At 71.7% G+C, this 22,718-nt stretch carries 15 protein-coding genes and 2 pseudogenes; 10 read left to right on the forward strand and 7 right to left on the reverse strand.

All coding sequences use genetic code 11. The annotated features are described in order from the left end of the window. Positions 1-40 precede the first annotated feature (40 nt). Both B9S58_RS37445 and B9S58_RS07375 read left to right on the forward strand, forming a co-directional pair. A complete protein-coding gene (locus tag B9S58_RS37445; RefSeq protein ID WP_146063473.1) occupies positions 41-358 on the forward strand; it encodes a hypothetical protein in 318 nt (105 codons plus the stop codon). Positions 359-1,151: 793 nt separating this feature from the next. Then, positions 1,152-2,849 (forward strand): glycoside hydrolase family 6 protein, encoded by a 1,698-nt coding sequence (locus B9S58_RS07375; protein ID WP_103531314.1) that lies wholly within the window; start codon positions 1,152-1,154, stop codon positions 2,847-2,849. Between the two features lie 406 nt (positions 2,850-3,255). On the opposite strand, the pseudogene B9S58_RS07380 reads toward B9S58_RS07375, so the two are convergent. Together B9S58_RS07380 and B9S58_RS07385 are read right to left on the reverse strand one after the other, a co-directional pair. Next, positions 3,256-3,471: pseudogene (locus B9S58_RS07380) on the reverse strand (IS110 family transposase); the annotation flags it as partial. Between the two features lie 299 nt (positions 3,472-3,770). Then, positions 3,771-5,417: a PucR family transcriptional regulator gene (locus B9S58_RS07385; RefSeq protein WP_181009220.1), complete on the reverse strand. Its 1,647-nt coding sequence runs from the start codon at positions 5,415-5,417 to the stop codon at positions 3,771-3,773. Positions 5,418-5,521: 104 nt separating this feature from the next. Here B9S58_RS07385 and B9S58_RS07390 point away from each other — a divergent pair, with 104 nt between their 5' ends. The 6 genes from B9S58_RS07390 to B9S58_RS07415 all read left to right on the forward strand — a co-directional run bounded on the left by B9S58_RS07390 (position 5,522) and on the right by B9S58_RS07415 (position 16,048). Then, positions 5,522-7,015 (forward strand): sodium:solute symporter, encoded by a 1,494-nt coding sequence (locus tag B9S58_RS07390; protein ID WP_103531315.1) that lies wholly within the window; start codon positions 5,522-5,524, stop codon positions 7,013-7,015. 150 nt (positions 7,016-7,165) lie between these two features. Further along, positions 7,166-8,155: an agmatinase gene (speB, locus tag B9S58_RS07395; RefSeq protein WP_103531316.1), complete on the forward strand. Its 990-nt coding sequence runs from the start codon at positions 7,166-7,168 to the stop codon at positions 8,153-8,155. Further along, positions 8,152-9,834 (forward strand): thiamine pyrophosphate-binding protein, encoded by a 1,683-nt coding sequence (locus B9S58_RS07400; RefSeq protein WP_103531317.1) that lies wholly within the window; start codon positions 8,152-8,154, stop codon positions 9,832-9,834. The genes speB and B9S58_RS07400 overlap by 4 nt, the downstream gene beginning before the upstream one ends. A gap of 373 nt (positions 9,835-10,207) precedes the next feature. Further along, positions 10,208-13,939: an ABC transporter ATP-binding protein gene (locus B9S58_RS07405; protein ID WP_103531318.1), complete on the forward strand. Its 3,732-nt coding sequence runs from the start codon at positions 10,208-10,210 to the stop codon at positions 13,937-13,939. Between the two features lie 144 nt (positions 13,940-14,083). Then, on the forward strand, positions 14,084-14,473 hold the full coding sequence (locus B9S58_RS07410; RefSeq protein ID WP_258044212.1) for a hypothetical protein: 390 nt from the start codon (positions 14,084-14,086) through the stop codon (positions 14,471-14,473). A 90-nt stretch (positions 14,474-14,563) separates the two neighbouring features. Then, entirely contained in the window at positions 14,564-16,048 is a 1,485-nt protein-coding gene (locus B9S58_RS07415; RefSeq protein WP_103531319.1) for a S28 family serine protease, read from the forward strand. A gap of 50 nt (positions 16,049-16,098) precedes the next feature. Here the strand turns inward: B9S58_RS07415 and B9S58_RS07420 are convergent, their stop codons facing one another. The 4 genes from B9S58_RS07420 to B9S58_RS37855 form a co-directional block, all read right to left on the reverse strand. Continuing rightward, positions 16,099-16,764: a hypothetical protein gene (locus B9S58_RS07420; RefSeq protein WP_103531320.1), complete on the reverse strand. Its 666-nt coding sequence runs from the start codon at positions 16,762-16,764 to the stop codon at positions 16,099-16,101. A 124-nt stretch (positions 16,765-16,888) separates the two neighbouring features. Next, entirely contained in the window at positions 16,889-18,721 is a 1,833-nt protein-coding gene (locus tag B9S58_RS07425) for a glycoside hydrolase family 3 protein (RefSeq protein WP_103531321.1), read from the reverse strand. Positions 18,722-18,843: 122 nt separating this feature from the next. Then, on the reverse strand, positions 18,844-19,632 hold the full coding sequence (locus B9S58_RS07430; protein WP_103531322.1) for a sugar phosphate isomerase/epimerase: 789 nt from the start codon (positions 19,630-19,632) through the stop codon (positions 18,844-18,846). 139 nt (positions 19,633-19,771) lie between these two features. Next, positions 19,772-19,939: a hypothetical protein gene (locus B9S58_RS37855; RefSeq protein ID WP_181009221.1), complete on the reverse strand. Its 168-nt coding sequence runs from the start codon at positions 19,937-19,939 to the stop codon at positions 19,772-19,774. Between B9S58_RS37855 and B9S58_RS38805 the strand changes: the two are divergent. Further along, positions 19,920-20,159 (forward strand): annotated as a pseudogene (locus tag B9S58_RS38805) (RidA family protein); the annotation flags it as partial. The gene B9S58_RS37855 and the pseudogene B9S58_RS38805 sit on opposite strands and share 20 nt — an antisense overlap. A gap of 131 nt (positions 20,160-20,290) precedes the next feature. On the opposite strand, the gene B9S58_RS07440 reads toward B9S58_RS38805, so the two are convergent. Further along, entirely contained in the window at positions 20,291-21,421 is a 1,131-nt protein-coding gene (locus tag B9S58_RS07440) for a LacI family DNA-binding transcriptional regulator (RefSeq protein ID WP_103531323.1), read from the reverse strand. Positions 21,422-21,530: 109 nt separating this feature from the next. Between B9S58_RS07440 and B9S58_RS07445 the strand changes: the two genes are divergently transcribed. Beyond that, positions 21,531-22,682, forward strand: a complete 1,152-nt coding sequence (locus B9S58_RS07445; protein WP_103531324.1) for a Gfo/Idh/MocA family protein — start codon at positions 21,531-21,533, stop codon at positions 22,680-22,682. Positions 22,683-22,718 lie beyond the last annotated feature (36 nt).

Here is a 22,718-nt window from a genome sequence, read left to right on the forward strand (position 1 = left end):
CCGGCCGCGGCCGTCGAGCAGTTCGACTTCCCCACCTGTGGTGCCCGCCGGAAGCACCTGCCGCACCGGAGGCGGCAAGGTCACCCCGAAGTACCACACCCCGCGCTGCACGATCGTCCCCCAGCTCCATGCCGAGCTGGAGGTGAAGAACCCCGCCGACCGCGGTCCCGGCCGCGCACGGGGGATGGCCTGGCCATCGACGCTGCCGTGCCCGAGGTCATCGCGTAGCCCACGAGGGTGGGCTACGCGCTGTGCAGGGCAGCTCACCGGTCCCCTCCAAGGCGTCTACGACCCGTCCGGGCACGGCGCCGCCCTGTTCGCGTTCCTCGCCGGTGTGGCGGAGTCCGAGCGGGAGTAGATCCGGGAGGAGTCTCTCGAAGGCCAGGCGTCCGCCCGCGGGCGTGGCTGTCGCGGCGGGCGCCCGAGAGTCGTCGACGACGACACGGCCGACTACGCCCGCAGCCTGCGGGTCAACGGTGTGCCCGTACCCGAGATCGCCCGCGAGCTTGTCATCGCCTCGGGCAAGAACCAGGGCAAGCGACCCTCGGGCGCCACCGTCTAGCGCATCCTCGCGGGGGTTGAACCGGAGAGCTGAGCGGCCATCACGGCTCGAACATCAACTCATTGCCCCTTTGGTCAGCATCTCGGCGACACCCCAACGAGATGTCCGCTCTCTGATCCTCAGAAACGTCTCGTGTGCTCAGTATGCAGGAGCGAAGGCCCACGAGCCGGCAGCCCCCACAACTCCACGAGTTCAGCCTCAGTAAACACTCGGCATGGTTTCCCGCCCACGGCCTGTGCTCTTCGAACCGTCAGCAGGCGTGTCCGCTGTCGACCAGGCGGAGTCGGCTGTGCGCGGACCCATGGCTTCTCTGGTGGGGGAGTGGAGCATCGGCGCGTGGCGGACGTCCGGAACGCCGAAGGGAGCGGTGTTGCCGGCATGACACTGCGTTAACAATCGAGGTGGGAACACTCTCTGGCTCCGGGTGTACGCGGTGCTCTACCTTGCGATGTGGGAGCGCTTCCACGCTGCGCCCCAGGCGCTAACCACCCATGCGCCCCCACTGGCGGCTGGGCCGCACGGGGCACTTGGGCTCGGCGCACATCCGCTCGGTCGACAGCACGAATCCAACCATGGGAGACCTCCACTCATGAGCCGCACGAAATCCGCACTCCTCTCTGCTATGGCGTTGGTCGCCGGCGCCACGGGGACAGCGTTCGCCGTACCCGGCGGCGCCGGCGCATCCGGCGTCCCCTGCACGGTGGACTACCAGGTGCAGGACCACTGGAACAACGGCTTCATCGCATCGGTCACGATCACCAACAACACGGCCCCGAAGTCATCCTGGGCGGTGAAGTGGTCCTATGCTGGCAGCGAGAGGGTCGTCAACGGCTGGAACGCCAACGTCGTTCAGTCGGGGGCTGATGTCACAGCCACCAACGAGTCCTACAACGGCAACCTCGGCACCGGTGGCTCGGTAAGCTTCGGCTTCCAGGGGAGCTATAGCGGTAGCAACAACATCCCTAGCACCTTCAGCCTCGACGGCGTCACCTGCAACGTCGACTCCGGCGGCCCAACGGATCCGCCCACGGGCAGCCGGCTGGACAACCCCTACGACGGCGCCGAGGTCTACGTGAACCCCGAGTGGTCGGCGAAGGCCGCAGCCGAGCCGGGTGGTGAGCGCATCGCCGACCAGCCCACCGGAGTCTGGCTGGACCGTATCGCCGCCATCGGAGGGGTGGACGGAGGCATGGGCCTGCGCGACCACCTCGACGCCGCCGTCAAGCAGAAGGGTGACGGAGAGCTCGTCATCCAACTCGTCGTCTACAACCTGCCCGGTCGGGACTGTGCCGCCCTGGCCTCCAACGGCGAACTCGGCCCGACCGAGATCGACCGGTACAAGACGGAGTACATCGACCCGATCGCCGGCATCCTCGCCGACCCCAAGTACGTCGGCCTGCGCATCGTGACCACGATCGAGATCGACTCCCTTCCCAACCTGATCACCAACACGGGCAGTCGGCCCACCGCGACGCCCGAATGCGACACGATGAAGGCCAATGGCAACTACGTGAAGGGGGTTGGCTACGCCCTGAGCAAGCTCGGCGACATACCCAACGTCTACAACTACGTGGACGCGGCCCATCACGGCTGGATCGGCTGGGACGACAACTTCGGTGCCTCGGCAGACCTGTTCAAGCAGGCTGCGACCGCTGAGGGCGCCACCGTGGCCGACGTACACGGGTTTATCACGAACACCGCCAACTACAGTGCGCTGACGGAGGACCACTTCTCCATCGACGAACAGGTGAGCGGCAAGCCCGTGCGTCAGTCGAAGTGGGTCGACTGGAACCGATACGTCGACGAGTTGTCGTTCACCCAGGCGTTCCGGCAGCAGCTCGTGTCTACGGGCTTCGACTCGAAGATCGGGATGCTGATCGATACTTCCCGCAACGGGTGGGGCGGCTCGGCCAGGCCCAGCGCTCCCGGCGCCAAGACGTCGGTGGATACCTACGTCGACGGTGGCCGCTACGACCGCCGCATCCACGTCGGAAACTGGTGCAATCAGAAGGGCGCCGGTCTCGGCGAGCGGCCCCAGGCATCCCCCGAACCCGGCATTGACGCCTACGTGTGGATGAAGCCCCCGGGTGAATCCGACGGGTCGAGCAAGGCCATCCCGAACAACGAGGGCAAGGGCTTCGACCGGATGTGTGACCCGACGTACAACGGCAACCCCCGGAATGGGAACAGCATGTCGGGGGCGTTCCCTGACGCCCCGATCTCCGGTCACTGGTTCTCCGCCCAGTTCCAGGAGCTGATGCAAAACTCCTACCCGCCGCTGACATAGTACTTCTGCCCGCCGGGGGCCAGCCGGCGCCGAGGCGATCTTCCGGGACTTCGTGAGCGCCTCCACCGGTCGCGCACTTCGGTTCGTGGTGGGTCGAGCCACGGTGCCGGTGTCGCCGGAGCGATGTCGGCGCACCGGACAGGTGATTGGCGCGGGAGTACGAAGTGCCGTCTCCGGTCGCTGCTCTGGATGGCTGCGACCGGAGACGGGGTCCGGGGTGGCGGCGGTGGTCCCCTCGGGGGCTCGATGGCCTTCTCCGGGGACCGGCACGCCGCCCGCGACCGCTCGACGCCGGACCATGGATGCTGGCAGCCGATGTCCGCACTCCCTCGCCGGGAAACCGCGGTGACAGCCGGCATACGAATCACCCGGACGCTGAGCTTGACTCTGAAGCTTCTATGGATCGTCAAGCTGTGGGAGAAGGGTCGGTTGCGCCGCTGAACTCGCTGGTGAGGTGGTGGTAGACCTCGCGCGCGACGAACCGCTTGAGGCATCTGAAGATGTCCTTCGTCTTGAGTCCTTCCAGAGTGCGCCGTGCGACGTAGTCCCGGGTGCGCGGGTCGTGACGCATGCGGACCAGCACAATTGTGTGCAGCGCACGGTTGGCCTGGCGGTCTCCGCCACCGACTCAACCGGGGCGGTTCATTCACCTCCGCACGCCCCGTCGCTGACGCAGGAGCACGTGGCCGCCGTGATCCGAGGCGGCGGGCGGCGCGGGGCAGCCTCGCCGAGGGGTTGCGGGACTTTCCGCTACGGCAGGGGCAGGGGGGCGACGCTCCCCCGGCAGCCGGCGCGTCGAAGTCACGTGCGTCGGGTTCGGAGAACCGGCTGCCGCCGGTGCGCTGAGGCGGGATGTCGGGTCACTGCGGCAGACCGGTGGGCGGGCTCCCTGGGGCACGCGCTGGGGTGCTCCTCCGCTGCTCACCCCTGCCGCAGCGCGAACCACAGCTCCGCCCGTACGTCCATGTCGGCCAGGTCCGCGTCCAGCAACTCCCCGCACCGCCCGATGCGTTGGCGCACGGTGTTGCGGTGGACGCCGAGCGCCACCGCCGTACGGCCCCAGTTGCCGTGCAGGGAGAGCCAGCAGCGCAGGGTGTCGGCCAGCGGTGCGGTGAGCGGGGCGAGGAGGGCGCGGGCGTGGGCCGCAGCCTGTTCGGGCGGGACCAGGGCGGCGAGGCCGCCCACGGGGGTGTCCACCGCCAGCGGGGCGCGGGTCGCCTGCGCATGGGCCAGGGCGCGGGCGGCCAGGGCGTCGGCGGCGTCGAGCGCGGTGACGGGGGTGGGGGCGGACGCGCCGAGCGTCCAGCCGGGCTGCGGGGTGATCCTGTCGGCCTCCGGCAGCGGCCGTACCGGCTCGCTCTTCGGTGCCGTGCCCGGTTGTCGTCGTACCGGCTCTCCCCCGACCTCCGGCAGCGGCCGTTCCGCTTTCGCGCCCGGCTGTCGCCGTACCGCTTCGCCCGGCAGCAGCAGCCGTACCGCCTCGCCGCCCCCGCGACCCGCGTCCACCAGCGCCGTGCCCAGCGACGCGCCCAGGGACCCGGCCGACAGGGCGTCCGCCGGGGTGCCGTCCGTGCGGCGGGCGTGGATGACCGTCCAGGGGCCGGTGGCGCCGAGCAGCGGGGCCACCTCGGCCGGGTCGGCGCCCAGCAGCATGCGGACCAGGGCCGCCGAACGGCCCGCCGCGTCCGCGCCCTGGTGCGGGGCCGCCAGCAGCGACAGCAGGACCACCGCGATGCCCGCCACCGTGTGGTCGCCGGACTCCCGTCGCCGGGTCGCCAGCGTCAGGACCAGGCCCTCGGCGCCGCCCAGCGCGTAGGCGGCCAGGTGCGTGCCGCCGTGGGTGTCGGTGGCCGATGCGGGGGAGGCGGGGCGTTCGCGGGCCACCACACGCGCCAGGCGGGTCAGGGCCCCCGTCGTCTCCGGGGGGCGGCCCGCCGCGTCGGTCTCCTCGGCCGGATCGCGGCCCGCCGCGTGGACCTCCTCGCCCCGTGCCGTCAGCAGCACCGCCCGGCCGCCGAGCTGCGCCGCGAGCTGGTGCAGGACCGCCGGTACGGGGTCGGGGCGGGCCGCCGCCGTCGCAAGGGCCTGCTGGGCGCGGGTCACCCGGCGCAGCTCGCGGTGGCGCGCCTGAGCCATCAGCCGCCACACCGCCCGCGCGATCGCCGTGAACGGGGTCTTCGGCGGCACCTCCAGCAGCGGCAGGCCCCGCCGGTCGCACGCCTCGATCAGCACCCCGGGCACCGTCTCGTGCACCGGGCGCACCCCGAACCCCAGCGCCGCCGCCCCCGCCTCCACCAGTCGGCCGACGTAGTGGTCCGGGTCCGTCAGCAGCACTCCGGCGCTCAGCAGCAGCTCGCCGCCGAGGAGGTACGGATACGGGTCCGCCATCTCCGAGGTGTGCACCCAGAGCAGCTCGGCCTCGGCCGGGCCCGCGATCCGGCGCAGGCCCAGGTCCTTGCTCGCCAGCAGCTCCGCCAGCGGGATGGGCGGGGTCGGCGGGCCGGGTGCGGAGGAGGGGGAGGACGGTGTGCTGCCCTCGGAAGGCATCGGCATGGACGGTTCATCCATTCGAGGTCGTGAGAGTGGAGGAAACGTACACTTCAGCGTCGGCTTTCGGCCACCTACCGTCTTCCTCGCACCTACATCTGTTTGCGCGAGACGGAGGGAAGCCCATGGCTGTCGACTACGCCGTGATCGTCGTCTACCTGGCCGGCATGCTGGCCATGGGCTGGTGGGGCATGCGCCGCGCCAAGTCCAAGAGTGAGTTCCTGGTCGCCGGACGCCGTCTCGGGCCCGCCATGTACTCCGGCACCATCGCCGCCATCGTCCTCGGCGGCGCCTCCACCATCGGGGGCGTCGGCCTCGGCTACCAGTACGGGCTCTCCGGCGCGTGGATGGTCTTCACCATCGGCCTCGGGCTCCTCGTGCTCTCCGTCTTCTTCTCGGCGCGGATCGCCCGTCTGAAGGTCTACACCGTCTCCGAGATGCTCGACCTCCGCTACGGCGGACGGGCCGGGATCATCTCCGGCGTCGTCATGTGGGCCTACACGCTGATGCTCGCGGTCACCTCCACCATCGCGTACGCCACCATCTTCGACGTCCTCTTCGACGTGAACCGCACCGTCGCCATCGTCCTCGGCGGCGCCATCGTCGTCGCCTACTCGACGCTCGGCGGCATGTGGTCGATCACCCTGACCGACATGGTCCAGTTCGTCGTCAAGACCATCGGAATCCTGCTGATCCTGCTGCCCGTCGCCGTCGTCAAGGCGGGCGGCTTCAGCGAGATGAAGGCCCAGCTGCCGACCGAGTACTTCGACCCGCTCGGCATCGGCGGCGAGACGGTCTTCACCTACGTCCTGATCTACACCTTCGGCATGCTCATCGGGCAGGACATCTGGCAGCGCGTCTTCACCGCGCGCAGCGACACGACGGCGCGCTGGGGCGGGACGGTCGCCGGTACGTACTGCCTCGTCTACGCCATCGCCGGGGCCGTCATCGGCACCGCCGCCAAGGTGATGTACCCGGACCTGGCCAGTGCCGACTCCGCCTTCGCGACGATCGTCACGGACGAACTGCCGGTGGGGGTGCGCGGGCTCGTGCTCGCCGCCGCGCTGGCCGCCGTGATGTCGACGTCCTCCGGGGCGCTGATCGCCTGCGCCACCGTCGCCAACAACGACATCTGGTCGCGGTTGCGGGGGGTCGTCGGGCGCGGCGCCGGTGACGAGCCGCATGACGAGGTCAAGGGGAACCGGGCGTTCATCCTGATCATGGGCATCGCCGTCATCCTGATCGCCATCGCACTGAACGATGTGGTGGAAGCGCTGACCGTGGCCTACAACCTGCTGGTCGGCGGGCTGCTCGTGCCGATCATCGGCGGGCTGCTGTGGCGACGCGGCACGGCGGCCGGGGCGCTGTCGGCGGTGGCCGTGGGGGGTGTCGCGGTCATCGGGCTGATGTGGCACTACGGGATCCTCGCCAATCAGCCGATCTACTACGGGCTGCTGGCGTCGCTGGCCGTGTACGTCGTCGTCTCGCTGGCCACGCCGCCGACGGATGCGGCCGTGCTGGCCGCGTGGCGCGAACGGTTGACGGGGCGCGGCGAGCCCGCCCCGGAGGCCCCGGCCCACCCCGGCTCGCCGGATCACCTCAGCCCGTCCGGCGTTTGAGGACGCAACCCCCGGGCTGGATCTGGCCGGCCTCAAGAGGTCCTCAATCGCCGGACGGGCTTGACCCGGCCGCACGGGCTTGAACGTCGCCGGCCGGACTGAGAAGCCCGCACACTTGAACCGTACGTAATCGAACGAAAGGCACCCCCCATGAGCAGCACCGATACGCCGCGCGGCCCCATCGACTCCTCCCGCGTCCCGCGGTACGCCGGGCCCGCGACGTTCGCCCGGCTGCCCCGGCTCGACGAGGTCGGCCGTACCGACGTCGCCGTCGTCGGCGTGCCCTTCGACACCGGGGTCTCCTACCGGCCCGGCGCCCGCTTCGGCGGCAACGCCATCCGTGAGGCGTCCCGGCTGCTGCGCCCGTACAACCCGGCCCAGGACGCATCCCCGTTCGCCCTCGCGCAGGTCGCCGACGCCGGGGACATCGCGGCGAACCCGTTCAACATCAACGAGGCCGTCGAGACCATCGAGGGCGCGGCCGACGACCTGCTGGGCACCGGCGCACGCCTGATGACCCTCGGCGGCGACCACACCATCGCCCTGCCGCTCCTGCGCTCCGTCGCCAAGAAGCACGGGCCCGTCGCCCTGCTCCACTTCGACGCGCACCTGGACACCTGGGACACCTACTTCGGCGCCGAGTACACCCACGGCACCCCGTTCCGCCGGGCCGTCGAGGAGGGCATCCTCGACACCTCCGCCCTCTCCCACGTCGGCACCCGCGGCCCGCTCTACGGCAAGCAGGACCTGACCGACGACGAGAAGATGGGCTTCGGCATCGTCACCTCCGCCGACGTCATGCGGCGCGGTGTCGACGAGATCGCCGACCAGCTCCGCCAGCGGATCGGCGACCGGCCGCTCTACATCTCCATCGACATCGACGTACTGGACCCGGCGCACGCCCCCGGCACCGGCACCCCCGAGGCCGGCGGCCTCACCTCCCGCGAGCTGCTGGAGATCCTGCGCGGACTCTCCTCCTGCCACCTGGTCTCCGCCGACCTGGTCGAGGTCGCCCCCGCGTACGACCACGCCGAGATCACCTCCGTGGCCGCCTCCCACGCCGCGTACGAACTGACGACGATCATGTCCCGGCAGATCGCGGCGCAGAAGGAAGCAAAGGAAGCCGAGGACGCCAAGTGAGCCACGACCACGACGACCGGCCGCGGCTCACCGCCGCCCAGGCCGCCGCCGCACTGAATCCGCCGCCCGGCCGCAACGGTGGCGACCTCGTCGTCGAGTCCCTCCAGGGGCTGGGCGCGACCACCGTCTTCGGGCTGCCCGGACAGCACGCACTGGGCATGTTCGACGCGCTGCGCCGCTCCTCCCTCTCGTACGTCGGACTCCGCGTCGAGAACAACGCGGGCTTCGCCGCCGACGCGTACGGCCGGATCACCGGAGAGGTGGCGCCCCTGCTGCTCTCCACCGGGCCCGGCGCGCTCACCTCGCTCGCCGCGCTCCAGGAGGCCGCCGCCGGCTCCGCGCCCGTCCTCGCGATCTCCAGCCAGATCCCCGCGGCGGGGCTCGGCGGCGGGCGGCACGGCTATCTCCACGAGCTGCGCGACCAGCAGGCCTCCGTCCGCGACATCGTGAAGTCCGTCCACACCGTGCGGTCCGCCTCGCAGATCCCGTCCGCGATCGCCGCCGCCTGGGAGTCCGCGCTGACCGCCCCACACGGGCCGGTCTGGGTGGAGATCCCGCAGGACGTGCTGCTGGCGGAGACCACCCTGCCGGTCGTCAGCGCCATGGACGCCACCCCGCGCGAGCTCTACCCGCGCCCCGAGCTGACGGTCGCCGCCGCGCACCTGCTGTCGAACGCCGAACGCCCGGCGGTCATCGCCGGCGGCGGAGTCGTCCGTTCCGACGCCTCCGGCAAACTCCTCGCGCTGGCCGAGAAGATCGACGCCCCCGTCGTGACGACCTTCGGCGGCAAGGGTGCCTTCCCCTGGGAGCACCCGCTGTCGCTGCGCTCCTGGCTGGAGGACCGGCACACCACCGACTTCCTGGAGGACGCGGACGTCCTGCTCGTCGTCGGCTCGGGACTCGGCGAACTCTCTTCGAACTACCACACCTTCCGGCCGCGCGGCCGGGTGATCCAGATCGAGGCTGACGCCGGGAAGCTGGAGTCCAACCACCCCGCCCTCGGTATCCACTCCGACGCCCGCGAGGCGCTGGCCGACCTCCTGGAGGCCGTCGGGCCCCGCGAGGACGCCGGGGCGGCGGAGCGCGTAGTCACGGTGCTGGAGAAGGTACGGGTCCGGATCGACGCCCAGGAACTCACCCTGGAGCAGCAGGTCCTCGACGCCGTCCGCGAGGCGCTCCCCGACGCCGCGCCCAGCTTCTGGGACATGACGATCCTGGCGTACTGGGCCTGGTCCGCGTTCGACGCCCGCCGCCCCAACACCATGCACTCCGCCCAGGGCGCGGGCGGCCTCGGTTACGGCTTCCCGGCGGCCATCGGCGCGGCCGCCGCCGATCCGACGAAGCCCGTGCTCGCGGTCTCCGGCGACGGGGGCGCGATGTACTCCATCGCGGAACTGGCCACCGCCCGCCAGTACGACCTGCCGCTGACCTGGCTGATCGTCGACGACGGCGGCTACGGCATCCTCCGCGAGTACATGACGGGAGCCTTCGGCGAGGCCACCGCCACCGAGCTGTCCCGCCCGGACTTCGTCGCGCTCGCCGAGTCCTTCGGCGTTCCCGCGGTCCGTACGACACCGGAGTCCCTCGCCGGGGATCTGAGCAAGGCACTGGCTGCCCCCGGGCCGTCCGTCGTGGTGCTCCCGGCGCTGCTGCGGATGTTCGAGCCGACGCATCTGTAAGCGCCGTGCGTCCGTAGCGGCGGGGGCCGTAGCGGCGGGCCGGGCCGGGGGACCCGGGCCCGCTCCGCCGGGTCCCGGATCTCCCCTGGCAGCTCCCGGCGGAGCGGCAGGAGGCCCGGCAGCTGCCGGAAGACCACCGCGGCGGCGGGCCCTGGCCCCGGTCGGTGGCGCGGACGACTGCCCACCCGGCCGGGCCCGAACCGGTCCCAGGACCCCGGTCCCGCACACCCCCGGCCATCGGCCCCGGTTGCCGCCCCCTTCGCCGCGGCGGGATGAAATCCGCCGCCCCGGGCGTTGGTGCCTTCCGGTAGACCAGGTGGAACAGCTGGATCAGCGGACAGGCCGGCGGACAGGCCGAAACGGGAGGCAACGCGTGACGGGCGCAGAGCAACAGGGGTGGGGCCGGCGGCTGACCGGGTACGCGTGGCGGTACCGGCGCAACGTCGTGCTCGCCCTCGGCTCGTCGCTCGCCGGTATGGCCGTCATGGCCCTCGTACCGCTCATCACCAAGGTGATCATCGACGACGTGGTCACCGACCACACCCGTTCCCTCGCGGTCTGGACCGGGCTGCTCATCGGCGCGGCCGTCCTCGTCTACATAGCGACCTACATCCGCCGGTACTACGGCGGCCGGCTCGCCCTGGACGTTCAGCACGACCTGCGTACGGACATGTACGCGACGATCACCCGGCTCGACGGGAAGCGTCAGGACGAGCTGTCCACCGGGCAGGTCGTCGGCCGGGCCACCAGCGATCTCCAGCTGATCCAGGGGCTGCTGTTCATGCTCCCGATGACCATCGGGAACATGCTGCTCTTCCTCATCTCCCTGGTGATCATGGCGTGGCTCTCGCTGCCCCTGACCCTCGTCGCCCTCGCCGTCGCCCCCGCCCTCTGGTTCATCGCCCGCCGCTCCCGCACCCGTCTCTTCCCCGCCACCTGGTACGCCCAGAGCCAGGCCGCCGCCGTCGCCGGAGTCGTCGACGGGGCCGTTTCCGGGGTCCGGGTCGTCAAGGGCTTCGGCCAGGAGGACCAGGAGACCGGCAAGCTCCGCGAGGTCGGCCGCCGGCTGTTCGCCGGGCGGCTGCGCACCGTCCGGCTGAACTCCCGCTACACCCCCGCCCTCCAGGCCGTGCCCGCCCTCGGCCAGGTCGCCATGCTCGCCCTCGGCGGCTGGCTGGCCACCCGGGGCGAGATCACCCTCGGCACGTTCGTCGCCTTCTCCACCTACCTCGCCCAGCTCGTCGGCCCGGTCCGGATGCTCGCCATGGTCCTCACCGTCGGCCAGCAGGCCCGCGCCGGCGTGGAACGCGTCCTGGAGCTCATCGACACCGAACCCTCGATGCGGGACGGCACCAAGGAGCTGCCCGCCGACGCCCCGGCGGGCATCGAGTTCGACGACGTACGGTTCGGTTACGACGATGTGCGGCCGGTCCTGGACGGCTTCTCGCTCACCGTCGAACCCGGCGAGACCGTCGCCGTCGTCGGCGCGTCCGGCAGCGGCAAGTCCACCGTCTCGCTCTTGCTGCCCCGCTTCTACGACGTGTCCCACGGGGCCGTCCTCATCGGCGGCCACGACGTCCGCGAGCTCACCCAGGCGTCCCTGCGCTCCGCCATCGGGCTCGTCCCCGAGGACAGCTTCCTGTTCTCCGACACCGTCCGCGCCAACATCGCCTACGGCTTCCCCGACGCCACCCAGGAGCAGATCGAGCAGGCCGGCCGCGCCGCCCAGGCCGACCGGTTCATCGCCGACCTGCCGAAGGGGTACGACACCACCGTCGGCGAGCACGGGCTCACCCTCTCCGGCGGCCAGCGTCAGCGCGTCGCCCTCGCCCGCGCCATCCTCACCGACCCCCGGCTCCTCCTCCTCGACGACGCGACCTCCGCCGTCGACGCCCGCGTCGAGCACGAGATCCACGAGGCCCTCAAGCAGGTCATGGCGGGCCGCACCACCCTGCTCATCGCCCACCGCCGCTCCACCCTCCAGCTAGCCGACCGCATCGCCGTCCTGGACGGCGGGAAGCTCGCCGCGGTCGGCACCCACGAGGAGCTGGAGCGCACCTCCGCGCTCTACCGCCGCCTGCTCACCGACCCCGACGAGCTCGGCGGCACCTCGCCCGGCCACCGGCCGCCGCGCACCGAGGCCGACCCCGAGGCCGACCGCGCCCTCCAGGAGGAGCTGGGCGCCGAGTTCGACGCGGAGCGCGGCATCACCCCCGCGCTGTGGATCCGCGAGGAGGAGGAGCGGGACACCACCGTCGCCGGTACGCCCGCGACGCCCGAACTGCTCGCCCAGGTCGAGGCCCTGCCGCCCGCCACGGACACCCCCGAGGTCGACGAGGCCGCCGCCGTGCGCGCGGAGGACTCCTACGGGCTGCGCCGGCTGCTGCGCGGCTTCGGCGCGGCGCTGCTGATCAGCCTCGGCCTCGTCGCCGTCGACGCCGGCATGGGTCTGCTGCTGCCGGTCCTGATCCGGCACGGCATCGACGAGGGCGTCACCCAGCTCTCGACCGGTGCGGTGTGGGCGGCCTCCGCGATCGCGCTCGTCGTCGTGCTCGTCCAGTGGGTGGCCCAGACCGGCGAGATCCGGATGACCGGCCGGACCGGCGAGCGGGTGCTCTACTCGCTCCGCCTGAAGATCTTCGCCCAGCTCCAGCGCCTCGGCCTCGACTACTACGAGCGCGAGCTGACCGGCCGGATCATGACCCGGATGACGACGGACGTGGACGCGCTCTCCACGTTCCTCCAGACCGGGCTCGTCACCGCGTTCGTCTCCGTGGTCACCTTCTTCGGCATCATGGCCGCGCTGCTCGTCCTGGACGTCCAGCTCGCCCTGGTCGTCTTCGCCACCCTGCCCGTGCTGATCATCGGCACCGTCTTCTTCCGGCGCAGCAGCGTCAAGGCGTACGAACTGGCCCGGACCCGCATCAGCGTCGTCAACGCCGACCTCCAGGAGTCCGTCTCCGGCCTCCGCATCGTCCAGGCCTTCGGCCGCGAGCACGACGGGGCCGCCCGCTTCGCCGAGCGCAGCGACCACTACCGGCAGGCCCGGGTGCGCGGCCAGTGGCTGATCTCCGTCTACTTCCCGTTCGTCCAGCTGCTGGCCTCCGTCGCCGCCGCCGCCGTGATCATCGTCGGCGCGGGCCGGATCGACAACGGCACGCTGACCACCGGGGCCCTGGTCGCCTACCTCCTCTACATCGAGCTGTTCTTCGCCCCCGTCCAGCAGCTCTCCCAGGTCTTCGACGGCTACCAGCAGGCCACCGTCTCCCTGGGGCGCATCCAGGAGCTCCTGCGCGAGCCCACCTCGACCGCCGACGCGGAAGAGCCGCTCGACGTGCTCTCGCTGCGCGGCGAGATCGCGTTCGAGGACGTCTCCTTCGCGTACGGCTCCGACGAGGAGGCCCTCACCGGCGTCGACCTGCGCATCCCGGCCGGCCAGACCGTGGCGTTCGTCGGGGAGACGGGGGCCGGGAAATCGACCCTGGTCAAGCTCGTCGCCCGGTACTACGACCCCACGGCCGGCCGGGTCACCGCCGACGGCACCGACCTGCGGCGCCTCGACATGAGCGCCTACCGGCACCGCCTCGGCGTCGTCCCGCAGGAGGCGTACCTCTTCGCCGGCACGGTCCGCGACGCCATCGCCTACGGGCTGCCCGACGCCACCGACGCCCGGGTGGAGGCCGCCGCCCGCGCGGTCGGCGCGCACGAGATGATCGCCACGCTGGAGGACGGCTATCTCCACGAGGTCGCCGAGCGCGGACGCAACCTTTCCGCCGGACAGCGCCAGCTCATCGCGCTGGCCCGCGCCGAACTCGTCGACCCGGACGTCCTGCTCCTGGACGAGGCCACCGCCGCCCTGGACCTCGCCACCGAGGCCCTCGTCAACCAGGCCACCGACCGGCTCACCGGCCGCCGCACCACACTGGTGGTGGCCCACCGGCTGACCACCGCCGCCCGCGCCGACCGTGTCGTGGTCATGGACCACGGGCGCGTCGTCGAGGACGGCACGCACGACGAGCTGCTCGCCCGGGACGGGCGGTACGCCCGGCTGTGGCGCACCTTCATCGGCGAGGGCATAGGGGAGGGCGAGCCCGCGGGCGTCTGAGGATCCCCGCGTTCCCCACTCCCCGCACGGGTGGTGCAACCTCCTGCGGGTCTGCTGCGTCGTAGACAGGGACGCGGGGGTGCGTACAGACGTCAGGTGGGGGCGAACGTGTTCGACAGAGCTGTGGTACCAGCGGGACCGAAGGTGTCGGGGAGCCGCAAGCGGCTGCCGCCGGTCCGCCTCCTCGTCCTGTCCCTGCTGGCCGGACTCGTCCCCCTGCTCGGCACCCCCGCCACCGCGCAGGCCGCCACCGCCTGCACCGGCCGCCCGGCGAAGACGGTCGGGTTCTCCACGGGAGAACTGCGCGTCTACAAGAGCCGCGCCCACGTCTGCGCGGTCACCATCGCGAAGAAGCCCGGTAAACGGCGGACGATGAGCGTCACGCTCCAGGCACGCGGCGGACGTGCCGTCTCCGACAAGGGCTCGTACACGACGAGGGCCGGCCCGGTCACGGTCAACGCGCTGAACCGCTGCGTACGGGCCACCGGCGCGATCGGCAGGAAGTCCGCCTCCACCGGATGGATACTCTGCTGACCGTTTCACTGACATGAACAACCGGGTCTGGCGTGGCGTGTGTTGCCCCGATAAGTTCACGGCGACTGTCGTGAATCAAGGGGAGGGTGCATGCGCAAGGCGCTCACAGGGGTTCTCTCGCTCGCCGTGCTCATAGGCACGGTCGGAGCCACGGGGGCTTCGGCCGGTGCGGCCACCGCCGCGGAGTCGGCCGTGAAGCGGAGCAGCGGCGCTGCCGGAGGCAGCGAAGCGAGCAACGAGGACATCAAGGACCGCATCCTGGCCATCCCGGGAATGAGTCTAATCGAGGAGAAGCCTTCCGCGGGTTACCGCTACTTCGTCCTCGAATACACCCAGCCGGTCGACCACCGGCGCCCGTCCAAGGGCACGTTCCAGCAGCGCCTGACCCTGCTGCACAAGGACGTGAGCCGCCCGACGGTCTTCTTCACCAGCGGCTACCACGTCTCCACGAACCCGAGCCGAAGCGAGCCGACGCAGATCATCGACGGCAACCAGGTCTCTATGGAGTACCGCTACTTCACCCCGTCCCGGCCGGCCCCGGCCGACTGGTCGAAGCTGGACATCTGGCAGGCCGCCAGCGACCAGCACCGGGTGTTCACGGCGCTGAAGAAGATCTACGACAAGAAGTGGCTGGCCACCGGCGGGTCCAAGGGCGGCATGACCGCCACGTACTTCGAGCGCTTCTACCCGAAGGACATGGACGGAGTCGTCGCCTACGTCGCGCCCAACGACGTGGTGAACAACGAGGACTCGGCGTACGACCGGTTCTTCCGCAACGTCGGCACCGAGGAGTGCCGCGACAAGCTGGCCGGCGTACAGCGCGAGGCGCTGATCCGCCGGGCCCCGCTCCAGAAGAAGTACAAGGAGCAGGCCGCCGCCAACGGCTGGACCTTCAACACCATCGGTTCCCTCGACCGTGCCTACGAGGCCACGGTCATGGACTACGGGTGGGCGTTCTGGCAGTACAGCCTGCTGGCCGACTGCGCGGACCTCCCGGCCGACGCCAGGAAGGCCGACGACGACGACATCTGGAACTCCGTCGACTCCATCTCCGGATTCTCCTTCTACGTGGACCAGGGCCTGGAGCCGTACACCCCGTACTACTACCAGGCGGGCACCCAGCTCGGTTCGCCGGACATCAAGCAGCCCTGGCTCCGCAAGCTGAGCCGCTACGGCTACCAGCCCCCGCGCAACTTCGTGCCCCGCTCCATCCCGATGACGTTCGACCGGCGCGCGATGCGGGACGTCGACCGCTGGGTCAAGCGCAACGCCCGGCAGATGATGTTCGTCAACGGCGAGAACGACCCGTGGAGCGCCGAGCCGTTCCGCCTCGGACGCGGCGCGAAGGACAGTTACGTCTACACCGTCCCCGGCGGCAACCACGGCGCGAAGGTCTCCGGTCTCGCGGCCGACGAGAAGGCGAAGGCCACCGCCGCGATCCTGCGCTGGGCGGGCGTCGCCCCGGCGGCCGTCGAGGCGGACCCGAAGAAGGCGAAGCCGCTGGCGAGGTTCGACGCCAGGCTGGACAAGCGCAACGGCGAGATCGAGCGCGACGAGGCCATGCTGCGCCCGTAGGGGGCACCCACGGTTCCCGTAGCGGCATCTCACGGGGGCTGCGCCCGTCGTCACCTTCCCGGTGACCGGCGGGCGCAGCCCACCGGCCTGTCCCCGCCCAGGGCGACGAACAGGTCCGTGGTGCCCGGGCACTGTTTCCGCCGCTGCACCGCCGACTCCACCCGGTAGCGCGGGGCGCGTCCGCCCGTGTCCTCGCAGGCGGTCTCCGTGACCTCGCCCGCGCGGGAGGCCGTGACGCAGTCCCCGACTACGGTCAGCGGGCCGCCGCCCTGTCCCGGGTCGCCCGGATGCGGGGGCTCCAGATTCCGCATGCAGGCGTAGCCGGTGGTGAGCCGGGAACGGGCCCCGGTGCCCGACTCGGACACATGCAGGACGAAGTCGGTGGCGTCCGGGCAGGGCGGGCCCGACGCCGGGGTGCCGAGGTGCCGGGCGAGGGCGGTGGCCGCGGCCTTCTCGCTGCGGCAGGACACCTCCCGGATCACCGGGCCCCGCGAACTGCAGTCGCCGGGCCCGAGGAACACCACCCCGTACGGTGACGGGCCGGGTGAGGCGGGGGCGGGCCCCCGGTCGTCGGTGACCGTCCCGTCCGGCCCCTGGCAGGCCGTCAGCAGGAGCGCTGCCGTGGCTACGGTCACGCCCAGGACCGCGAACCGGGCCCGGACCGGTGGCGGGGCGGGCCGTCGACGCCGGGCCCCCGGGGAAGCGTACTCATCCATGAAAACCCCCGATACGTCCGTAAAGACGTACACCCGGCGCGGCCCGCCGGAGCGGGGCCACGCCAGGTGCGCGGGGTGCTTTGCGTCTGCGGCCTGAGGCCGGGACCCTCCGGTCACCGTAGGACTAGTACGACAGTCCGTGGCCCACCGGGTACAGCACCTGCGCCGGGTCGTCCGCGCGCTGCACCGGAACCGGGAGGGTGCCCTCCGGTTCGGCGCGGCCCGCGATCACCCGGGCGGCGGCGCGCAGTTCGACGTCCGTCCAGGAGTACGCGGCGAGGCTCGCCGCGACGCCGGCGCCGGTGAGGTGGGCGACGTCGTACGGGTTGCGGACGGCGACGGTGACCACCGGGACGCCGGTCGCCACGAGGGCCGTGACGAGTGTGCGCTGCGAGCTGCCCGCCGCCACGTTGTAGGTCGCCACGACCACCGCGTCCCTGCCCTCGGCGGCGGCGACCGCTTCGGCGATCTTCGCCTGGTTCGGCGCGATACCGGTGGACAACGCCAGTGCGGTGAAGCCCAGTTCACCGAAGGCGTCCGCCAACGTGCTGGTCGGCGGGCCCGTCGTCCCGGAGGGGGACGCCGGATCGGCGCCCACCACCAGCAGGTTGCGGTGGGTGCGGCGGGAGAGCGGAAGCAGTGTGCCGGGGTCGGCGAGCAGGGTTGTCGTGCGCTCGGCGATCCGGTCGGCGGCGGCCCGGTGGGTGCGGTTGCCGACGGTGCGTTCGACGCCCCGGTGACTGACGAACGGGTCCCGGAACAGGCCCAGTCGGCTTTTCAGCCGCAGGATCCGCAGGATCGACTCCTCGATCCTCGCCTCGCTGATCTCGCCGCCCCGCACCGCGTCCAGCACGGCGTTCCAGGCGACGGAGAGGTCCGGCGGGTTCAGCAGCTGGTCCACGCCCGCCAGCAGCGCGAGGACCGGCACGCGGTCGTCGCCGTACTTCGTGCGTACCCCTTGCATGCCGAGCGAGTCGGTGACCACCACTCCGTCGTAGCCCAGCTCCTCGCGGAGGATGCCGGTGAGGATCGGCCGGGAGAGCGTGGCCGGGTCCTCGGACGGGTCGAGTGCGGGGACCACGATGTGCGCCGTCATGATCGAGTCGATACGGGCCCGGATCGCGGCGCGGAACGGCGGGGCGTCCAGCTCGTCCCACTGCGCGCGGGTGTGGTTGATGACGGGCAGCCCGGTGTGGCTGTCGGTGCTGGTGTCGCCGTGTCCGGGGAAGTGCTTGGCGGTCGACGCGATTCCCGCGCCCTGGTAGCCCTTCACCTGAGCCGCGACCAGGGCGGCCACCGACTCGGGGTCGGAGCCGAAGGACCGTACGCCGATGACCGGGTTGGCCGGGTTGACGTTGACGTCGGCGTCCGGCGCGTAGTTCTGGTTGATGCCGAGCGCGGCCAGTTCGGCGCCCGCGATCCGGGCGGCCCGCCGGGTGTCGGAGCGCGAACCGCCCGCGCCCAGGGCCATCGCGCCCGGCAGCAGCGTGGCGGGTTCGCCGACCCGGCAGACGATGCCGTGCTCCTGGTCGGTGGAGACGAGCAGCGGCAGCCGGGAGCGCCCGGCGAGCGCGGCGCGCTGGAGGCCGTTGGAGAGGCTGGCGATCTGGTGCGGGTCGCGGGTGTTGTGCGCCCAGGTGAAGTAGATGATGCCGCCGACCTGGTAAGTGGAGATCAGCTCGGCGGCGGTACGCACCCCGATCTCGGCGAGGTTCGCGTCGATGTCGGCCTGGTCCGGGTCGGTGGCGGAGTGCCCGTAGACCCGCATCACGAAAAGCTGGCCGACCTTCTCCTCCAGGCTCATCCCGGCGATGATCCGCCGCAGCCGGTGGTCGGTGTAGGCGTCCGTGGAGTGCACGGATGCTGCGGAGGGGGCGGCGAGGGCGCCGGTGGCCGCCGCTGCCGTGGCGGCCACGGTGGCGGTGAGGAGGGTGCGTCTTGAGGTGCGGTGGGGCACGTGAGCTCCTTCCCGGGGTGAAAGAAACTTCCAAGAAAGTACGCTTATAGGGAAAGTAACTTCCGGTCAAGAGCCCGGGCCGCCCGCGGCGCGAACCGCACGCGAACGGGCCCGCCCTGCCGTTACTGCTTCGGCGCTCCGAGCCGCAGCAGGTACTCGCGGCCCGCGCCCAGCAGACCCGGCAGCTCCGCCACACCCGGGTGCCAGCGCTTCTCGTACTCCCAGCACACCCACGTGTCCGGATCCAGCCCGTCCAGACAGTCCGCCAGCGGAAGCACCCCGGAGCCCAGCGCCAGCGGGGTCAGGTCGTCCGTCGACGCGACGTCCTTCACCTGGACGTATCCCAGATGCGGGGCGAGCACCGCATGGCTGGAGGCCGGCTCCTCACCGGCGAGCCAGGTGTGCAGCACGTCCCAGATCGCGCCGATCCGGGGGTGCCCGACCGTGGCGACGACCCGGGCTGCGTCGAGGCCCGCGCGGTGCGAGTCATGAGTCTCCAGCAAGATACTCACACTCATGTCGGCGGCGGCCGGGGCGGCGGACCCGAGCCGCCGGGCGGCCGTCGCGTCGGCCTCCGCCTGCTCCTGGTCGCCGCCTCCGGGGAACACCCGGACATAGGACGCGCCCAGATCGCGGGCGAGCTTCACCAGCTCGGCCAGTTCCGCCAGGACCGGTTCGTCGTCGCCCTCGGCGGCCGCCTTCACGTACCCGGCGAGGGCCAGGATCTCCACCCCGCCGGCCTTGAACGCCTCGACCACATCGGCCCGTTCCAGCGACGAGAGCCCCAGGTGCACCGGCTCCTCGGGGTGGACGCGCAGCTCCACCCCCCGGTAGCCGTTGCCGGCGGCGAGCCGGACGACCTCGGCGACCGGCGTCCCCGGCACTCCGAGGGTGGAGAAAGCGAGTTTCATCGTGCGTGTCCTTCCCTTGATGCCGACGCCGTGCTCCTGCCCGCCGGGCCGGTGGCCGCTCCCGCACGGGCGGCGGGAGCGGGCGGGCGGCCTCCTCGGCCGACGTCCCGAGGCAGCCGCTCCAGGCTACCCATCAGCTTCAGCGCGCCCCCGCGCCGCGCTCCCGCCGAACACGGCATTGTGCTTGGCCGACCCGCACCCGCTCAGGGGCGATCACCCGCAGGGCGGCGGCAGCCTGCGGGGCGAACATCGCGAGCAGGCCCCGCTCCCGGCGGAAGAGGCCGTTCATGTCCGTGACGCTGGTCAATCCCGAGAGGTTGCCGAAGCCCGAGGTCTACCGGCGACTGCCGGTCGCCACCGGATCGAAGCTGGTGTTCCTGGCCGGGCGGGTCGCCCGCGATGCCGACGGCCGGCCCGTGGGCCAAGGGGACTTCGCCGCCCAGGTCGAGCAGTGCTGTCTCGACATCGGCACCGCTCCGGCCGGGACCGGCGGCTCCTTCGACGACGTGGCGAAGCTGACCGTCCACGGTCTCCACCGCTCATGGAGCCGACCGTGGACGAGTGCCGTCGTGCAACGGCAAGCTCACCCGGAACGGGAGCCACCCGCCCCCGCCGGTGCGGGGAGCGAGCCGGCAGTCCCGCCGTGCCCCAGGACGGCTCACCCCCGCGGCGCCGCCGTGGACCCCCGGATCATCAGCTCGGCCGCGATCGTCGCGATGCCGCCGGGCGGCGGGTTCTCCTTGCCCATCGCGAGCCGCCCCGCCCGGGCGCCCGCCTCGAAGAGCGGCAGCCGGACCGTCGTGAGGGCCGGTACCGCGTCCACCGAGAACGGCAGGTCGTCGAAGCCCGCCACCGAGATGTCCTGGGGGATGCGCATCCCCTTGTCCCGTACGGCCGCGCACGCGCCCAGCGCCACGGTGTCGTTGGCGGCCACGATCGCGGTCACGTCCGGTGCCCTGCGGAGGAGTTCGAGCGTGGCCTCGTAGCCGGAGCGCCGGTCGTAGGGCCCGTGCACGGTGAGCCGCTCCTGGTCGGCGGACGCCTGGCCGCCGGACCTCTGGTCACCGGAGCCGGTCTTCCCGCCCCCTGCCGTCGGAGCGGCGTCCAGCCCGGCGGCGCGCAGTGCCTCCCGGTGGCCCTCCAGCCGGTGCCGGGTTGTGGTGCGCTCCGGGGGCCCGGCGACGTAACCGATCCTGCGGTGGCCGAGCGAGATCAGGTGCTCGGCGAGCCGGCGTCCGCCGCCGCGGTTGTCGAACGCGAGCGCGGCCACGAGAGCGTCCCCCTCGGGCAGCGGGGGTCGCCCGCAGAAGACGATCCGGGTGCCCGCGTCCGCGAGCTTCGCCAGCTTCGCGGACATCGCGGCCCGGTGCGCCGGATCCTCGACCGCGCCGCCGGTGAGGACCACGGCGGCGGCGCGCTGGCGCTGGAGGAGGGTGAGATAGGTGAGTTCGCGCTCCGGGGAGCCGCCGGTGTTGCAGATGACGGCCAGTTTCTCGCCGCCCGCCCGTCCGGAACCGTCCCCCGGCCCGCCGATCTGTGTCTGGGCCGCCCCCGCCATGATCCCGAAGAACGGGTCGGCGATGTCGTTGACCAGGATGCCGACCAGGTCCGAGGTGGCCGCCGCGAGGGAACTGGCGGGCCCGTTGAGCACGTAGTCCAGGTCGTCCACCGCGCGCAGGACCCGCTCGCGGGTCGATGCCGCCACCGGGTAATTGCCGTTGAGCACGCGGGAGACGGTGGCCGGGGACACCCGGGCGCGGGCCGCCACATCCGCCAGGGTGACTGTCATCGCTGTCCTCCGTGAGATCACGTGCGGCCCCCTCTTGTCCGGCCGCTGTCGGCAGGCTAGCGTCATCTCCGATGGAAAGCGCTTGCTACCGCTGTATGGAGGGATCTTCGTGACACGCAGGACAGTGCGCATCGCCATGAACGGCGTCACGGGACGCATGGGATACCGGCAGCACCTGGTGCGCTCGATCCTCGCGATCCGCGAGCGGGGAGGCCTGGATCTCGGCGACGGCGAGGTGCTGTGGCCCGAGCCCGTGCTCGTCGGCCGCAGGTCCCACGCCCTGGAGGAGCTCGCCGAGCGCCACGGCCTCACCGAGTGGTCGACCGACCTGGACGCGGTCCTCGCCGACGACACGGTCGAGATCTACTTCGATGCCCAGGTCACCTCGGCCCGGGTGGAGGCGATCGAGAAGGCGATCGCGGCGGGCAAGCACGTCTACACCGAGAAGCCGACCGCCACGGACGTCGAGGGGGCCCTCGGCCTGGCCCGGCTCGCCCGGGACGCGGGCATCAAGCACGGTGTCGTCCAGGACAAGATCTTCCTGCCGGGTCTGCGCAAGCTGAAGCGCCTGATCGACGGCGGCTTCTTCGGCGAGATCCTGTCCGTACGCGGGGAGTTCGGCTACTGGGTCTTCGAGGGCGACTGGCAGGAGGCCCAGCGCCCCTCCTGGAACTACCGCGCGGAGGACGGCGGCGGCATCGTCGTCGACATGTTCCCGCACTGGGAGTACGTGCTCCACGAGCTGTTCGGCCAGGTCACCTCCGTGACGGCCCACGTGCAGACGCATGTTCCGCAGCGCTGGGACGAGCAGGGCAAGCCGTACGAGGCGACCGCCGACGACGCCGCGTACGGCATCTTCCAGCTGGCGGGCGGGGCGGTCGCGCAGATCAACTCCTCCTGGACGGTACGGGTCAACCGTGACGAGCTGGTGGAGTTCCAGGTCGACGGCACGCACGGCTCCGCCGTCGCGGGCCTGCGCAACTGCCGTGTCCAGCACCGCTCGGCGACCCCCAAGCCGGTCTGGAACCCGGACCTCCCGGTCACCGAGTCGTTCCGCGACCAGTGGCAGGAGATCCCGGACAACCAGGAGTTCGACAACGGCTTCAAGGCGCAGTGGGAGCTGTTCCTGCGCCATGTGGCCCTGGGTGAGCCGTACGGCTGGGACCTGCTGGCCGGCGCCCGGGGCGTCCAACTGGCCGAACTGGGGCTGAAGTCGTCCGCCGAGGGCCGTCGCTTCGACATCCCGGAGCTGAGCCTGTGACCCGCGCGACCGGTTCGCGGCGCCACCGGAGGCCGC

It is taken from the genome of Streptomyces sp. SM11 (assembly GCF_002910905.1).
Lineage (GTDB): Bacteria > Actinomycetota > Actinomycetes > Streptomycetales > Streptomycetaceae > Streptomyces.

Bases quoted from the DNA above. Each gene is read 5' to 3' on its own strand.
- B9S58_RS07420 (WP_103531320.1), bottom strand. From the start codon at position 16,764: ATGGATGAGTACGCTTCCCCGGGGGCCCGGCGTCGACGGCCCGCCCCG.
- B9S58_RS07430 (WP_103531322.1), bottom strand. From the start codon at position 19,632: ATGAAACTCGCTTTCTCCACCCTCGGAGTGCCGGGGACGCCGGTCGCC.
- speB (WP_103531316.1), top strand. From the start codon at position 7,166: ATGAGCAGCACCGATACGCCGCGCGGCCCCATCGACTCCTCCCGCGTC.
- B9S58_RS07390 (WP_103531315.1), top strand. From the start codon at position 5,522: ATGGCTGTCGACTACGCCGTGATCGTCGTCTACCTGGCCGGCATGCTG.
- B9S58_RS07385 (WP_181009220.1), bottom strand. From the start codon at position 5,417: ATGGATGAACCGTCCATGCCGATGCCTTCCGAGGGCAGCACACCGTCC.
- B9S58_RS07440 (WP_103531323.1), bottom strand. From the start codon at position 21,421: ATGACAGTCACCCTGGCGGATGTGGCGGCCCGCGCCCGGGTGTCCCCG.
- B9S58_RS07375 (WP_103531314.1), top strand. From the start codon at position 1,152: ATGAGCCGCACGAAATCCGCACTCCTCTCTGCTATGGCGTTGGTCGCC.
- B9S58_RS07415 (WP_103531319.1), top strand. From the start codon at position 14,564: ATGCGCAAGGCGCTCACAGGGGTTCTCTCGCTCGCCGTGCTCATAGGC.